The organism is Chitinophaga ginsengisegetis (assembly GCF_900168065.1).
In the GTDB taxonomy this organism is placed as follows: Bacteria; Bacteroidota; Bacteroidia; order Chitinophagales; family Chitinophagaceae; genus Chitinophaga; species Chitinophaga ginsengisegetis.
Genome location: NZ_FUZZ01000006.1, coordinates 214,228 through 228,871 on the forward strand (window position 1 = coordinate 214,228; position 14,644 = coordinate 228,871).

The window sequence follows — 14,644 nt, forward strand, 5'->3', positions numbered from 1 at the left end:
TGAACCATGCACACAAATCATTTGTTAAACCATAAAAATCCAGAAATTATGTCTACAACGAAATTTCTCGCAGGTGCTATAGCCGGCCTTACTACCGGTTTAGTAATTGGATTATTAACAGCCCCTGATAGCGGTGATAAAACCCGTAAAAAAATTAAAACAACAGCAGATGATTGGCGTCATAAAATCAATGGCCTGGTAGGAAAAGGAGGAGAGGACCTGTCTGATCTGAAAGAAGTATTCGAACATGAAATAACCGGCCTGCAGGATGATGTTCGCCAAAGAGTGCTGAAGCTGATTAATAAAAGTCAGGGCGTTTACAACAGGTTCAGAAGAGAAGCATTGTCATAATGATAGTTTACATAAAAAAAAGCGGAGATAACAAACAGATGGTTCATTATCTCCGCTTTTTTATTGTGTAAATCTTACTTCAGAATTTCGCCGGTTTCCATATAATTTTTGAAACGTTTGATATCTTTTACCAGCATATTTTCAAATGCAGGATTTAACAGCCAGGCCAGCCCTGAGCCTACATATCCGGCCGGTGGCCGGTAAGTGATCATCACATCAATTTCCGTTCCGCCGTTAAAGGTTTCCCGGAAAGTAACCCTGCCCGCGGTAGCAATAGAGGACCCCGGTAATGATCTCCAGCCAATCAATTCTCCCGGCACCTCCTTTACAATTTCAGCATCCCATTCCAATGTACCAATGCCGCCAGGCCCCTTTACCACCCAATGCGAATGGAAAGGATCCGTTTCTTCCACCGACTGCAAATGCTTCATAAACACCGGCAGGTTATTCAACTGACGCCAGAAATAATATACCTCCTCCTTCGGATTGTCAATAGAGATAGTAGTCCTGATATTTACAGACGCAGTATGTTTGTCCGGTTTCCGTCTGCCCAGAAATCCATTCACCAGGTCGTTGCCACTGATACCTCTGTATAACAGGTAACCAGCTCCCAGGAGTTTAAAAAGGCTTGATACAGGCGATTTATCTACTTTGCTGATGGCACTGCCGAGCAGCCAGGCACCGGTAAAAATGGAAACAATTCTGCCTTCGGGTGTAACATTGATGATATTAGAGCTATCATATAAGGACCCTGCTTTTGGTTGTTGTGGATCTTGAAGATTAAGTTGTTGTGTTAAGGAACTCATATATACAGTTTGGGGAACCTACAGCTAAAACCCTGCACTTTTGTTGGGAATGAGTTAAGTTGTTGATATTTAATAAGATAGATATGATGACGCCCACCATGTTCCTGTGGCACATCAGATACGGTGCGTAATTTCTTACACACTACCGCTCACAAGGGGAAACATATATACTTTACCGGTAGGAAGCTATAGTCTTCACCAATTATATGCCAACCGTATCTTGCATTTCTCTCCGCGATGGGTTATCTTAACCCGGTAAATAAAAGACTACATGAAAAAAGTACTGACCGCGTTATTACTGCTGGCTGGCCTCCAAAGCTCGGCACAGAAGGAAATAGCCCCCAACAAATGGCTGAAACTCTTTAATGGCAAGGATCTGAAAGACTGGGACATTAAAATAACCGGGCATGACCTGAATGATAATTTTGGAAATACCTTCCGGGTAGACAGCGGCATGCTGAAAGTGAGCTACGAAAACTATGATGAATTCAGGGAACAATACGGACATATCTTCTATAAAAAGAATTTTTCCGCCTACCTGGTGGTAGTGGAATATAAATTTACCGGCGACCAGGTGAAAGGCGGCCCGGGTTGGGCCTTTCGTAACAGCGGCATCATGCTGCACGGACAAACTGCTGCCAGTATGACCAAAGACCAGGACTTCCCCATTTCACTGGAAGAACAGCTGCTGGGCGGCAATGGTAAAGACCCCCGCTCTACAGCAAACCTCTGCACACCCGGCACCAACGTGGTGATGAATGGAAAACTCATTAAAGACCATTGCATCAGCTCCACCTCCAAAACCTATCATGGTGATGTATGGGTACGCGCGGAAGCCCTTGTACTGCGGGACTCCGTTATCAAACACATTGTAGAAGGGGATACCGTTATTGTATACAATAAGCCGCAGATGGGCGGCGGCAACGTGTCGCACCCTAAACCGGGGCTGCTGCAGGAAGGTAAACTCCTATCCGAAGGCTCCATTTCCCTGCAAAGCGAAAGCCACCCGGTGGCCTTCCGGAAAGTAGAATTGTTCGACCTGTCTCCCTACATCAACGACCCGGTTAAGCTGAATAAAATCCTCCACCTGCTGCAGAACCGGCCGGGAGCGAAAAAAGCAAAATAACATGATGACGGGGGCGGGGTGGAAAATCCGGTACCATCTTTAACCGCTTTAGGCTACCTTTGCCCCCTCGAAAGAAATAGCATGGAAAATTGTACGCTCTATACACACGAAGTGGAAATGGAGAAAGTGCTGACCCGTATGAGGGCGCATTTTGGAGAACAGGCAGTAAAAGTAAACGGACCGGCAAACCGTTGGGAACAACTGACCATCACATCAGGAAAAAAACTGCTGCGAAAAGGCCATACTCTCACCATCAACTACCGCCAGCGCGCCACACCCGGCTACCAGCTGGTACGCAGCGATGACCCGGTAACCACCAACCTGATCGGCATGTACGGCTTTGTACAACAACTGCCGGCAGACAACTCCGCCCTGAAGGAACTATTACTCGCAAAAGTGGCCACACTTAATACCGAAATCGTTATCCTCGCCAGCCCTTCATTCAACGGCGACCTTCGTGCCGCCATCATGGACCTGGCCGATGAACTGGATGGTATCTTCTTCTGCGAAAATAATTTCATCTTCAACACCGAAGTACAAGGCTTCTGGGATAAAACCGGCGCACTGCTGCTCGATGTAAACGGCCATTCTACCGCTACCAATCTCACGGTAAATATCAACGCACGGTATTTCGATAGCCAGGACGCGCCTTCCTCCGCAGCAACAGAAAGAAAACAACGGAACATACAGCTCCTGCAGGAAATGCAGGTGAAAACAACCGCCAACCTTCCTGTTATCAGGGATGAAAACGAAGTAGTGCTGCGCACCGCTGCAGAGACAGCCGAGAGGGTAGCCGTACTCGCCGCCGTAAACACTGTGGCCTTCGGATACCTGGAAAGCCCCGCAGTAATCAGCTACCTGCAACAACATCAGCTCTGGGATAAAACCACACCCGCCGAAAGAGCTTTCCTGGAAGATCCGCAGGAAGACGCAAAAACACGGGAAACCTGGAAGTGTGAAGACATATGGGTATTGCTGTGGGCATTAAAAAAAGTACCCTCCCTCGGGGAAATGGACGCACTCTGCAACCTCGATATGGTGCCGGAAGAAGCTTTCCCTTTCCGGGGCCCCGCTTCTGATCCCGCCGCATTCCTCGCCGGCGCCACCGAATTGCGCAGCGTTACAGAAATACTCGATGCCAACGACCTCTACTACCGCGCCAACTGGGCCTGTGTAGACGCACGCATAAAAGGAGAAAAGGAACCGCTGCATCCCGGAATTGTATATGAAAGACATTATGCCCTCAACTGGCTCACCAACTACAGGAACCAATACTGGGATGATGTTACCTGCGATACCTGATAAAATAAAAGCGCCGCGGAGACATTATCTCCGCGGCGCTTTTATTTTATTACGATATTATTTACCTGAAGTGATCATCAGCTGGCGAATATACTTCACCGGCGCACTGCCGTAACTGAGAAACTTTTCATTAAATGCTTTCAGGCTGTAATCCTTACCCTGCTGCTGTTTGTAAGCCTCCCGGAGATCAATGATCTCTTTGTAACCAGTGAAATAGCTGGTCAGCTGCACGCTGGATACACTCACCCGCTTCCATTTTCCTTCCGCTTCTGCGGCTTGCTGGAACGCTTCTTTGGTCAGCAAATGAATGGCATCTTCCTTACTCATATCTTTCACATGTACACTGTAATCCAGGATGGTATTGCATACTGTACGCAGGTTCCACTTGTACCACATCAGCCACATTTCCGGCTCGTTGTTGCCATAACCGTTTTCCAGCATCATCTGCTCCGTATATACGGCCCATCCTTCAATCATGGCGCCATTGCTCATGAGCGATTTAATCAGGCTGGGTGATTGATTGGCATACACCAGCTGGGTGTAATGACCCGGAATCGCTTCATGAATATCCAGGATCTGGAGGATATACTGATTGTATTCACGCAAATAACTTTCTGCTTTATCTTTTGGCCATCCCTCCAGGCTGCCCACGTTGTAATAGGTGTTGCCGCCTTTATCATAGGGGCCGGGCGCGCTGATGGAAGCACCTGCCACACCTGCCATATAAGCCGGTTCTTTACGCACCACCAACGGTTTGGACGGATCAATATACAACAGGTCCTTTTTCTTGATAAACGCAATCAGCGAAGGCAGCTGCTTTTCTATGGCCGACTGGAATTCCTCCGGCTTCACATGCTTCACAGAAAGCGTATCGATCATGCGGCCTATCAGCTCCAGCGAATCAGATGGCATGGGTGTATTGCCAAAATATTTCGGCCACAATTGGCGGCTGATCTTTGTCATTTCACCATGTACAAATGCTTTACGCGCTATCGCGGAATCATAGATCTGTGCAGCGGTAAAAGATGACTGGATATCAAATTTAAACTTCTGATCGTACAACGCTTTGCCTAAACGGAAACTGCGTGGATGCTCGGGCTTCAATGCCTTTAGCCATGCGGCGTAATCGCGGATCGCTTTGGCGGCGGTTTTGGCGCTGGCCAGCATGGTGGCCTGCTCTGCTGCAGGGATACCGGTTTTCTTCAGTGAATCTGCAAAGTCTTTTTCAAATACCGATAAGCCGCCATTGTTCTGATCTATGGCCAGCGAAGTAAGTTCCGGTACCGGATCTTTGATCTGCTTTTTTGCGGCTTCGTAATAAGCCGGGATATTCTGCAACCTGCTGCCAAAGCTGCGCAGCCTGGTTTCCAGCGGTGCGTAGTTTTCATTTAAGATAAAGGCAAACGTGTTACTAACGTTATAGGAAGATGGATCCCATTCGTTGCTCTTCTGCTCCTTAATACCCCATTGCACTGATTCCAGGTAGTTCTGTATCAGCTGGTAATCAATTTTATTGGCGTCATTCAACGCAGTAAGATCATAGGATTTAAGTGAATCCAGTTGTTGCTGCGCAAATGCGAGTCGCGCTGCGGCCGCGGTGCTATCCGGTACTACCAGCACTGAGTCATATTTATGATAGCCTACACCGGTGGCCCAGTCGGGGTTTTCTTTCCAGAGGGCGTCAATAAAACGTGCCTGGTATGCGCTGAAAGCATGATTCAGCGTACTGTCGGTACCGTTAGTTTGGTTGCTGCTGTTGCCGTTGTTACAGGCTGCCAGGGCAGCTGCGGCGGTTGCGCAAAGAAGGAATTTTTTCATTGCAGAAGATGATTGTTGTTGTTTTCAAAAGCCTGTGTAATATACTATTTAATTATTTTCTTTACTTTTGCTGCGTACTTAATTAAAAACTGCAAACACTTGCGCCATGTAATGTCACAGGCATATTAATTTATTCCTTTCGCCGTTCCATCCCGGAACCGGCCTGTGAAACTATTGTTTAATTTAAACCCTGATGACATGGCAATTTCTCAGAAATATGGCCGTACCTGGCATTATCCGTTTTCACCCGGCACTACAAGCGACGACCGTATTCAATACGAATACTGGCATTCGCTGCAGCAGATCCCGTGTTGATTCATACGGAAAAGCTGGACGGAGAAAATAACTGCTTATCCCGGTATGGGGTATTTGCGCGCTCACATGCAGCGCCCACTACCTCGCCGTGGACAGAAAGCATCCGCCGTTACTGGCAAAGCATAAAGAATGACCTGGGCGACCTGGAGATCTTCCTCGAAAATCTCTACGCGGTACATTCTATTGAATACCGCAACCTGGATCATCACTTTTATATATTCGGTATCCGGGAAGGCCAGCGGTGGCTTAGTTGGGAGGAAACCCAATTCTATGCAGCGATGCTGGACCTGCCGGTAGTACCGGAAGTGAAGCGTATAACGCCGCCGGCTACACGCCAGGAGTTTGAGCGCGATATACTGGGGCTGGTCAACGGTCCCGGCGCCTTTGATCCGCATGATGTGCATACCGGTCAGCCGGCAACAATGGAAGGCATTGTATCCCGCAACGCCAACGGCTATGCGGTGAGCGATTTTGCAGAAAACGTGTTTAAGTATGTCCGCAAAGGACATGTGAAAACAGACCAGCACTGGACCCGCCATTGGCGCCGTGCAAGGTTAAATAATGAAGGAGGTAACTATGTGGCAGCTCAGTGAAAATAAAGACTGGTCCCACCTGGAACATACATTTGAATGGGTGCGTGTAATGCAGGAAGTTCCGCAGGACGCGCGGTACCATGCAGAAGGTAACGTGGCCGTACATACGCAGATGGTGCTGGCGGCCTTGCAGCAACTACCTGCTTACCGGGAGTTGCCGCCGGCCGATCAGGAACTGTTGTGGGCCGCCGCACTGCTGCACGACGTGGAAAAGTACAGCACTACGGTTATTGAACCGGATGGACGCATCACGTCCGCAGGCCATGCCCGCAAAGGCGAAGCGCGCGCCCGGCAAATCCTTTACAGGGAAGTACCCGCGCCCTTCCTCGTCCGCGAGCAGATCGCCAAACTGGTGAGGTACCACGGCCTGCCGTTGTGGATCTTTGAAAAGCCCGATCCGCAGAAAGCACTGATCACCGCCAGCCTGGAAGTAAACACCCGGCTGCTGGCGTTGCTGGCCCGTGCCGATGCGCTCGGCCGTATCTGTACCGATCAGGCAGACCTGCTCTACCGGCTGGATTGCTTTGAAGAATTGTGCAGGGAAAATAATTGCTGGGGACAACCACGCCCGTTTGCCACACCGCAGGCGCGCATGGAATACCTGTTCAAAACCGGCAGCTCGCCGGACTATGTGCCGTTTGAAACGCCGCAAACGCCGGTCATACTGATGAGCGGACTGCCGGGCGCCGGGAAAGACACGTACATACAGCGGCATTATAAACAACTGCCGGTCATCTCCCTGGATCATATCCGGCAAACCATGAAAATAAGCCCTACTGATAAAAGTGGCAATGGCGTAGTGATCCAGGCCGCGAAGGAACAAGCCAGGATCTATCTCCGGGAAAAAAAATCCTTTGTATGGAATGCCACCAACATCACCCGGCAAATGAGGGAACAGTTGATCAGTCTTTTTACAACGTATGAAGCAGCGGTAACTATTGTGTATGTGGAAGTGCCGGCAGCGAAGCTGTTACAGCAAAACCGGCAGCGGGAAGAAGTGGTGCCGGCGGCAGCAATGGAGCGGTTGATCGGGAAACTGGAAGTGCCTACCAGTGCAGAAGCGCATGAGTTGAAAATAGCAGTCAGCAGTTAGCCATTGGCTACTGCTGACTGCTTCTTATTTAGAATTCATTCCGCCACATCATGCTCTCCACCGGTTTAATGGTGCGACCATTATATTTGGCATTTCCTTTTTTATTATAGAGTGTTTCTACTTCGCCTTCTACCACAAAGTAGATCAGCTGACCAATGGGCATGCCTGCGTATATGCGTACAGGTTGTGCACAGGAAATTTCCAGGGTCCAGGTGTTGCAGAATCCTACATCGCCTTTACCGGCGGTAGCGTGGATGTCGATCCCGAGGCGGCCCGTGCTGGACTTGCCTTCCAGGAATGGCACATGTGCATGCGTTTCGGTATACTCTTCTGTTACGCCGAGGTAAAGGGTGCCGGGTTGTAACACAAACCCTTCCTCCGGAATTTCAAAATGATCAATTTCATTGTGTTTGCGCGCATCCAGTACACGGTCTTTGTAGGTGGCCAGGTATTTACCCAGGTGCACGTCATAAGAATTGGTACCCAGGTATTTCCGGTCATAGGGAGCAATAACGATAGTGCCTTTTTCAATTTCCTCCAATATCCGTTTGTCTGACAGAATCATGCTTAGGTTCGTTTAGTTTTAGTGAGCTGTATTGTTAGCTTTTAGTTTTCAGCTGTTGGCATTTAGTGAAAGACCTGCTGCCAAAAGCTGTTTTTTCTGCTTTTTTGCTTTAATTTGGCAAGATATGCCATTAATACGAACGATACAAATTGATCCGGAAACGAAGCTGGGTGTATGGAAGATAACAGAAACGGAGAATTTTTTCCAGGAGAAGGTAAGCATCAGCCGGGCTATTCACCATCCGCATAAACGCTTACAGCATTTTGCGGGCAGGTACCTGCTGGTAACGCTTTTTCCGGAATTCCCCATTCAGGAAATTACGGTTACCCATACCCGTAAACCGGTGCTGGCATGTGATAGCTATCATTTTTCCATTTCACATTGTGGCGATTATGCAGCCGCTATCGTAAGCACCAAGGCAGCGGTGGGCATAGACATTGAAGAAGTAAAACCTAAAGTAGAACTGGTGTCGCACAAGTTCCTGTCGCCTTCAGAACGGTCGTTTATCGATCCAAAACATGAACTGTCGCATAAAACAATCTGCTGGAGCGCCAAAGAAGCCATGTTTAAATGGTATGGCCGGGGAAGTGTTGATTTTAAGGAGAATATGAAATTGCATCCCTTTGTTTTTCAACAGGCCGGTTTCATTACTGCCGATTTTAACAAACAGGATACAAATACCCGGTTATATTTGCAATATATTATGGAAAATGACCTATGCCTGGCATGGACTCATCCTGCGTGAGGAAAGAATTTATTAAGCACTGTCGCGTTATTTATGAAGATTTATTTACTCGGTTTTATGGGTGCCGGAAAATCCTATTGGGGTAAACAACTGGCGGATCACTGGCAACTGCCTTACTACGATCTGGATGAAGTGATTGTGGAAGCAGAGGAGATGGCCATCGCTGATATCTTTTCCAGCAAGGGCGAAGATTATTTCCGTGAAAAGGAAAGTCAGCTGCTCCGGGAATTATCCCAACAGGAAAACTTCCTTATCTCCTGCGGCGGCGGAACGCCCTGTTTCCAGGAGAATATGGATTTTATGAACGATCATGGCACCACCATCTGGATTAATCCTTCCGTGGAAGCAATGGTGGAACGCCTGCAACGCAAGAAATCCAAACGGCCGCTGATTGCCGGTCTGGAAGATGAAGACCTGATCGGATTTGTGGAGAAGAAAATGGCAGAACGCCTCCCTTTTTACCAGCAATCAAAGCACATAATTACATCTGATAATATTTCATTGGATACCTTTACGCAAAATTTCTGATATGCATAAGAGTTTTTTAGTTTGGGCGGCGGTATTAGGCGCATTGGCAGTAATTTTAGGCGCATTCGGTGCGCATAAACTGAAAGAGCTGGTGCCCCCTGAAACCGTATCTACTTTTCAGACAGGCGTTACTTATCAGTTCTATCACGTATTCGCATTAATTGCTACCGGCATCTTATTTGCTCATGTGCCCGGCAACCAGTTAATCTGGGCAGGCAGGTGCTTCATTATCGGGATCATCCTGTTTTCCGGTTCGCTGTATTTGCTCACGATGCTCAAAACCACCGGCAGCGTAGGTTTGAAAGGCATTGGCATCATTACGCCTATTGGAGGGGTATTTTTTATTGCCGGCTGGATCTGCCTGCTGGCAGGGATTTTAAAATTAAAAGCATAAAGCATTCTCGTATATGTACAGAGGTTTTTGGGTGTTGATAGTGAGTTTACTGACCGGGTCAGTGGGAATGGCGCAGGATAATGTAAATATTGCCGGTAAATGGTACGGCACCTTTAAACTTTATTACGGAGATAAATACCGGATGATCGTAAACCTGGAGAAGGATGGCGCAGGCTATAAAGGAACACTTGAGCTACCCGAAATGTCGGACAACGACCAGTTTGAGATAGAAACAGTGGTGTATCGAAGGGATACCCTGCTGCTGCGTATCGACGGAATGCGGTTCGCCTTCACCGGCGTATGGGATCCGGCTGCAAAGCAGTTCAGGGGTATTACCGGCCTGGGCGATGATCAAAGTGATACAGACCTCGGGCGGAAAGAAATTACAGTCGGAGAGGTATACAAAAGACCACAGGAACCAAAACCGCCTTTCCCGTATTATACGGAACAGGTGAGGTTTAATAATGTAAAAGATAGTGTTACACTCGCCGGAACGTTCACCCGTCCGGCGGCCCAGGGCAAATACCCCGTGGTGTTACTGCTTTCCGGCTCAGGTCCGCAGGACAGGAACGAGGAAATTGCAGGGCATAAACTTTTCCTGGTGCTGGCCGATTATTTCGCCCGTAACGGCATCGCTACCCTGCGTTACGACGACCGGGGCTTTGGCGCCTCTACCGGCGATTTTGATACATCCGATATCTACGATTTTTCGCATGATGCGCTTACCGCGCTGAAATACCTGAAAGCAAGAAAGGATGTGGATATCTTCCGTACCGGCGTACTCGGACACAGCGAAGGCGCTATCGTAGCGCAGATAGTGGCCGCAAACAATCCAGGGGTGGCTTTTGTAATATCAATGGCAGGGGTGGGCGTAAGCGGCCGCGAACTGATCGATCAGCAATCGGCCGCCAAAGGGAAAATGGCCGGTAAACCGGATAGCCTGATCCTGGCCGACCAGGTGCGCATGAAGCCTTACTGGGATCTCCTGGCAAGCGACAGCAACATTGCCGCTATCACGCCACGGGCCCAGGAAATTCTCCGGAATATATACCGTAATTCAAGTGAAGACGTTAAGAAAGGACAAACAGAAGATGAATTGATACGGAGGGCCAATATGAGTCGGGAAACAATTTCGTTATTAAGATATAAGCCGCTGACATACCTGAAACAGATCAAATGCCCGGTTATGGCTATCAACGGCACCGCAGACATACAGGTGGACGCCACCACCAATCTGAAAGAAATTGAACGCGCATTGAACGAAAATGGTAATCTGCTCACAACAATCCGTAAGTTTGATGGATTAAACCATTTGTTTCAGCGCTGCAAAACATGTGATGTGAGCGAATACGGTGAGCTGGAGCAAACCATTGATCCCCTGGTTCCCGAGTTTATGGCACACTGGATCTTACAGTTGCCGCCGTCGGAGGGCAGGTAGTCCCAAATCTGAAATTATAATATGTCCAAGAATAAACTGAAAACCGAAAAACCGGAAAGCAAGAAACCACCGAAAAGCCCCGCACCGAACCCGGATGTATTGAAGAAAGACAAGGAGCCTGAGGTGAAGGTAAAAGAGCTGGTAAAAGATGAGCGCACCCACAAAGTACTGGGCGTGTTCTTTCTTTTGCTGTCTGTTTATTGCTTTATTGCTTTCACTTCCTATCTTTTTACCTGGGAAGATGACCAGGATAAAATTTTCCATTATTCTACCAGGGAATTATTTTTTGGAGATGTAAAAGTAGATAACCTGCTCGGCCGCCTGGGTGCTTACGTATCGCATAACTTCTTCTTTTATGGCGTAGGTATCGCAGCCTATTTGTTCTGCTACTTCTTTTTTATCATCGGTGTAAATTTCATCGTTGGCCGCCGGGTATTCCGTATCTGGCGCAGTATAAAATATATCCTGTTTGGTGTGCTCTTTATCAGCATGACAATGGCCTTCGCCATTGGCGGCGGCGATTTCCCCTGGGGCGGCGCCCTGGGCGATGCCCTGAATAAATGGACCACCGGCTTTGTAGGTAAAACAGGAACCGCCCTGCTGCTACTGGTAGTGGGCTTCTCCTGGCTCATCTGGAAATTTAACTTCGACTTCAAATGGCCGGAGAAAAAGATAAAACTGCCAAAACCGGTACCCGCTGCAGCTCCGGTAGCTCCAGTGATGCAAACAACAGCGGCAACACCCGCTGCCACTGCAAAAGAAGACGCACGTAAAAATGGTCTCCGCGAAGAAGGCGGCGTAATGGTAATTCCGCCACATGCAGAACCGGAAGAAGACGAGGAAGACCTGCCACCGATGCAGCTGGTAGAAAGAGAAGACATCACCGTGATCCCTTCTGCCCACGCAGCTTATTTACCTCCCGAACCGGCTTACGAAAACGAGCCGCCTGTTGAGGAAGAAGAAGAGGAGGAAGAAGAAGACCCGGGACCATTATTGTATATAGAAGAAATGCCCGAACAACCGCTTGCCCCTGTCAGCAAAAAGAAAGGGGAGCCGGTAGAAGTGGCCTTCGAAATAAAACCCACTTACCAGGACGAGGAAGACGAAGTGGAAGAAATAGCGCCCACCCGGCCGGTGGAACCCGTGGATCCTTACGATCCGTCGCTGGATCTGAGAGATTATAAGTTCCCGACCCTGGATCTGCTGGAAAATCACAACGCTGATAAAGTGATTGTGCAGGACACTGCCGAACTGGAAAAGAATAAGAACCAGATCATTGACACACTCAAGAACTATGATATTTCGATCCAGAAGATCAGTGCCACAGTAGGACCAACGGTCACCCTGTACGAAATTGTGCCGGCTGCCGGCGTTCGTATCTCCCGTATTAAAAACCTGGAAGATGACATTGCGCTGAGCCTGTCGGCTCTCGGTATCCGTATCATTGCGCCTATTCCGGGCAAGGGTACCATTGGTATTGAAGTGCCCAACGTAAAGAAAACCATCGTATCTCTCAAAAATATGCTGGCCTCGGAGAAATTCCAGACCAGCACAATGGATCTGCCCATTGCCATTGGTAAAAAGATCGACAACGAAAACTTTATTGCCGATCTGGCCAAGATGCCCCACCTGCTGATGGCAGGTGCTACCGGTCAGGGTAAATCCGTTGGTATCAACACTTTGCTGGTATCATTGCTGTACAAAAAACATCCTTCCCAGCTGAAGTTTGTATTGGTAGATCCCAAAAAAGTGGAGCTGTCGTTGTACAAGCTCATTGAGAAACACTTCCTGGCCAAATTACCCGGTGAAGATGATGCGATCATTACCGATACCAAAAAGGTGATCCACACGCTCAATGCCCTGTGTATTGAGATGGACCTGCGGTACGACCTGCTCAAAGAGGCCGGTACCCGTAACATCCGTGAGTACAATGGTAAATTCACCCAGCGTCGTCTCAATCCGCTGAAAGGCCACCGCTACCTGCCGTTCATCGTGCTGGTGGTAGATGAGTTTGCGGATCTGATCATGACAGCCGGTAAGGAAGTGGAAATGCCGATTGCCCGTTTGGCCCAGCTGGCCCGTGCAGTGGGTATCCACCTGATCATTGCCACGCAGCGCCCTTCTGTAAACATTATTACCGGTACCATCAAGGCAAACTTCCCGGCCCGCGTGGCCTTTAAGGTGTCTTCCAAAATAGATTCCCGTACCATCCTGGATATCGGCGGCGCCGAGCAGCTGATAGGACAGGGGGATATGCTGGTTTCCTTCAACGGGGAACTGGTACGCCTGCAGTGCGCCTTTGTGGATACGCCGGAAGTGGAAAATGTGGCCGAATTCATTGGTAACCAGAAGGGTTACCCCGATGCTTTCCTGCTACCGGAATATGTAGACGATAAGGATCCGGATGGCCGCGAACTCAGCATCGCCGACCGGGACCCGCTGTTTGAAGAGGCTGCACAGGTGATTGTTACCACCCAGCAGGGATCCACCTCCCTCCTGCAACGCAGGATGAAGCTGGGATACAACCGCGCCGGGCGCCTCATGGATCAGCTGGAGGCTGCCAATATCGTAGGCCCCAATATGGGAAGCAAAGCCAGGGATGTGCTGGTGAAAACAGAAAGCGAGCTGAATGAAATCCTTAATAATTTGTTATAATATGTTAAAGCGGTTGGAATTTATTACCCTTTCTCAGGAAATATAATGAATTTTGCACCCTGTAAAAACCTACACGGCTATACCGGCATGGCATTTGTCTTTGTTGGGTAGCACAAACTAAAAAAAACTACGATGAAGAAATTTGTATTAACCGGAATGTTGTTGAGTGGTATCATTTTCAGCGGCATGGCACAATCTAAGGGCGCGTCAGACCCAAAGGCAAAAACCGTTCTGGATGGTGTTAGTAATAAATTCAAATCATTAAAAACTGTAGTCGCTAATTTTATATTGAAAGTAGAAGGCGCTAATAACAGCGTATCCGATTCCAAAAAAGGTACTGTTTACCTGAAGGGAGCTAAATATAAAGTAACGCTGCCCGGACAGGAAATTATCAGTGATAACAAAACTTCCTGGACGTACGCCAAAGATGTGAATGAAGTAACTATCAATAACGTGGATCAGAGCAGCGGCGCCATGACACCGGCCAAACTGTTCACCAACTTCTACGATAAAGATTATTTGTACAAACTGGAAGCAGAAACCCAGGAAAAAGGTAAAGTATACCAGAACGTGGAACTGACACCTACAGATAAATCGAAGACTATTTTTAAGGTGATTGTTTCGGTAGATAAGAAGAACCAGAGTATTGCAAAGATGAAGGTGTTTGAGAAGAATGGTAACCATTATACTTACGAAATCACCAATTTTACACCTAATACCAACCTGAGCGATGCTACCTTTACCTTCGACGCCAAAAAATATCCTGGCGTGGAAGTAGTAGATCTCCGATAGTATAAGATTTTAGTATAAAAGCCACCGGAGCGCAGATTACAGCGGTAAATGTTGCAAAACATCCCGTAATCTCCGCTCCGGTGGCTTTTTGCAAGAGGCTTTGTGCTTTCTGCTTATTTATTT

Annotated in this window: 14 protein-coding genes; 11 read left to right on the forward strand and 3 right to left on the reverse strand. The window is 48.2% G+C overall.

Features of this window, described 5'->3' with window-relative positions:
- The first annotated feature begins 48 nt into the window (after positions 1–48).
- Entirely contained in the window at positions 49–351 is a 303-nt protein-coding gene (locus B5Z18_RS30160; protein WP_111579005.1) for a YtxH domain-containing protein, read from the forward strand.
- 74 nt (positions 352–425) lie between these two features.
- Here B5Z18_RS30160 and B5Z18_RS30165 read toward each other — a convergent pair whose 3' ends face one another.
- Entirely contained in the window at positions 426–1,157 is a 732-nt protein-coding gene (locus B5Z18_RS30165) for an SRPBCC family protein (protein ID WP_079473301.1), read from the reverse strand.
- Positions 1,158–1,428: 271 nt separating this feature from the next.
- On the opposite strand from B5Z18_RS30165, the gene B5Z18_RS30170 reads away from it, so the two are divergent.
- Positions 1,429–2,283: a 3-keto-disaccharide hydrolase gene (locus B5Z18_RS30170; RefSeq protein WP_079473302.1), complete on the forward strand. Its 855-nt coding sequence runs from the start codon at positions 1,429–1,431 to the stop codon at positions 2,281–2,283.
- A gap of 81 nt (positions 2,284–2,364) precedes the next feature.
- On the forward strand, positions 2,365–3,585 hold the full coding sequence (locus tag B5Z18_RS30175) for a DUF4272 domain-containing protein (RefSeq protein WP_079473304.1): 1,221 nt from the start codon (positions 2,365–2,367) through the stop codon (positions 3,583–3,585).
- A 57-nt stretch (positions 3,586–3,642) separates the two neighbouring features.
- On the opposite strand, the gene B5Z18_RS30180 is transcribed toward B5Z18_RS30175, so the two are convergent.
- Positions 3,643–5,403 carry a DUF885 domain-containing protein gene (locus tag B5Z18_RS30180; RefSeq protein WP_079473305.1) on the reverse strand — a complete coding sequence of 587 codons (1,761 nt, stop codon included), beginning with the start codon at positions 5,401–5,403 and terminating at the stop codon, positions 3,643–3,645.
- A 308-nt stretch (positions 5,404–5,711) separates the two neighbouring features.
- Between B5Z18_RS30180 and B5Z18_RS30185 the strand changes: the two genes are divergently transcribed.
- Entirely contained in the window at positions 5,712–6,311 is a 600-nt protein-coding gene (locus B5Z18_RS30185) for an RNA ligase family protein (protein WP_200817392.1), read from the forward strand.
- Entirely contained in the window at positions 6,280–7,404 is a 1,125-nt protein-coding gene (locus B5Z18_RS30190; protein ID WP_235016086.1) for an AAA family ATPase, read from the forward strand. Before B5Z18_RS30185 ends, B5Z18_RS30190 begins: the two co-directional genes overlap by 32 nt.
- A gap of 28 nt (positions 7,405–7,432) precedes the next feature.
- On the opposite strand, the gene dcd is transcribed toward B5Z18_RS30190, so the two are convergent.
- Positions 7,433–7,969: a dCTP deaminase gene (gene dcd, locus B5Z18_RS30195; protein WP_079473307.1), complete on the reverse strand. Its 537-nt coding sequence runs from the start codon at positions 7,967–7,969 to the stop codon at positions 7,433–7,435.
- 124 nt (positions 7,970–8,093) lie between these two features.
- Here dcd and B5Z18_RS30200 point away from each other — a divergent pair, with 124 nt between their 5' ends.
- The 6 genes from B5Z18_RS30200 to B5Z18_RS30225 all read left to right on the forward strand — a co-directional run bounded on the left by B5Z18_RS30200 (position 8,094) and on the right by B5Z18_RS30225 (position 14,521).
- Positions 8,094–8,714: a 4'-phosphopantetheinyl transferase family protein gene (locus B5Z18_RS30200; RefSeq protein WP_079473308.1), complete on the forward strand. Its 621-nt coding sequence runs from the start codon at positions 8,094–8,096 to the stop codon at positions 8,712–8,714.
- Between the two features lie 33 nt (positions 8,715–8,747).
- On the forward strand, positions 8,748–9,242 hold the full coding sequence (locus B5Z18_RS30205; RefSeq protein ID WP_079473309.1) for a shikimate kinase: 495 nt from the start codon (positions 8,748–8,750) through the stop codon (positions 9,240–9,242).
- A 1-nt stretch (position 9,243) separates the two neighbouring features.
- A complete protein-coding gene (locus tag B5Z18_RS30210; protein WP_079473310.1) occupies positions 9,244–9,636 on the forward strand; it encodes a DUF423 domain-containing protein in 393 nt (130 codons plus the stop codon).
- Between the two features lie 13 nt (positions 9,637–9,649).
- The gene (locus tag B5Z18_RS30215) at positions 9,650–11,074 is read left to right on the forward strand and encodes an alpha/beta hydrolase family protein (protein WP_079473311.1); all 1,425 of its coding nucleotides are present in this window, start codon (positions 9,650–9,652) and stop codon (positions 11,072–11,074) included.
- Between the two features lie 21 nt (positions 11,075–11,095).
- Positions 11,096–13,729: a DNA translocase FtsK gene (locus tag B5Z18_RS30220; protein WP_079473312.1), complete on the forward strand. Its 2,634-nt coding sequence runs from the start codon at positions 11,096–11,098 to the stop codon at positions 13,727–13,729.
- A gap of 132 nt (positions 13,730–13,861) precedes the next feature.
- On the forward strand, positions 13,862–14,521 hold the full coding sequence (locus tag B5Z18_RS30225; RefSeq protein WP_079473313.1) for an outer membrane lipoprotein periplasmic chaperone LolA1: 660 nt from the start codon (positions 13,862–13,864) through the stop codon (positions 14,519–14,521).
- Positions 14,522–14,644 lie beyond the last annotated feature (123 nt).

Excerpts from the sequence above, each read along its gene's own strand:
- B5Z18_RS30170 (WP_079473302.1), top strand. The coding sequence starts at position 1,429 with ATGAAAAAAGTACTGACCGCGTTATTACTGCTGGCTGGCCTCCAAAGC.
- B5Z18_RS30175 (WP_079473304.1), top strand. The coding sequence starts at position 2,365 with ATGGAAAATTGTACGCTCTATACACACGAAGTGGAAATGGAGAAAGTG.
- B5Z18_RS30210 (WP_079473310.1), top strand. The coding sequence starts at position 9,244 with ATGCATAAGAGTTTTTTAGTTTGGGCGGCGGTATTAGGCGCATTGGCA.
- B5Z18_RS30205 (WP_079473309.1), top strand. The coding sequence starts at position 8,748 with ATGAAGATTTATTTACTCGGTTTTATGGGTGCCGGAAAATCCTATTGG.
- B5Z18_RS30190 (WP_235016086.1), top strand. The coding sequence starts at position 6,280 with ATGAAGGAGGTAACTATGTGGCAGCTCAGTGAAAATAAAGACTGGTCC.
- B5Z18_RS30165 (WP_079473301.1), bottom strand. The coding sequence starts at position 1,157 with ATGAGTTCCTTAACACAACAACTTAATCTTCAAGATCCACAACAACCA.
- B5Z18_RS30225 (WP_079473313.1), top strand. The coding sequence starts at position 13,862 with ATGAAGAAATTTGTATTAACCGGAATGTTGTTGAGTGGTATCATTTTC.
- B5Z18_RS30180 (WP_079473305.1), bottom strand. The coding sequence starts at position 5,403 with ATGAAAAAATTCCTTCTTTGCGCAACCGCCGCAGCTGCCCTGGCAGCC.
- B5Z18_RS30160 (WP_111579005.1), top strand. The coding sequence starts at position 49 with ATGTCTACAACGAAATTTCTCGCAGGTGCTATAGCCGGCCTTACTACC.
- B5Z18_RS30220 (WP_079473312.1), top strand. The coding sequence starts at position 11,096 with ATGTCCAAGAATAAACTGAAAACCGAAAAACCGGAAAGCAAGAAACCA.
- B5Z18_RS30200 (WP_079473308.1), top strand. The coding sequence starts at position 8,094 with ATGCCATTAATACGAACGATACAAATTGATCCGGAAACGAAGCTGGGT.
- dcd (WP_079473307.1), bottom strand. The coding sequence starts at position 7,969 with ATGATTCTGTCAGACAAACGGATATTGGAGGAAATTGAAAAAGGCACT.
- B5Z18_RS30215 (WP_079473311.1), top strand. The coding sequence starts at position 9,650 with ATGTACAGAGGTTTTTGGGTGTTGATAGTGAGTTTACTGACCGGGTCA.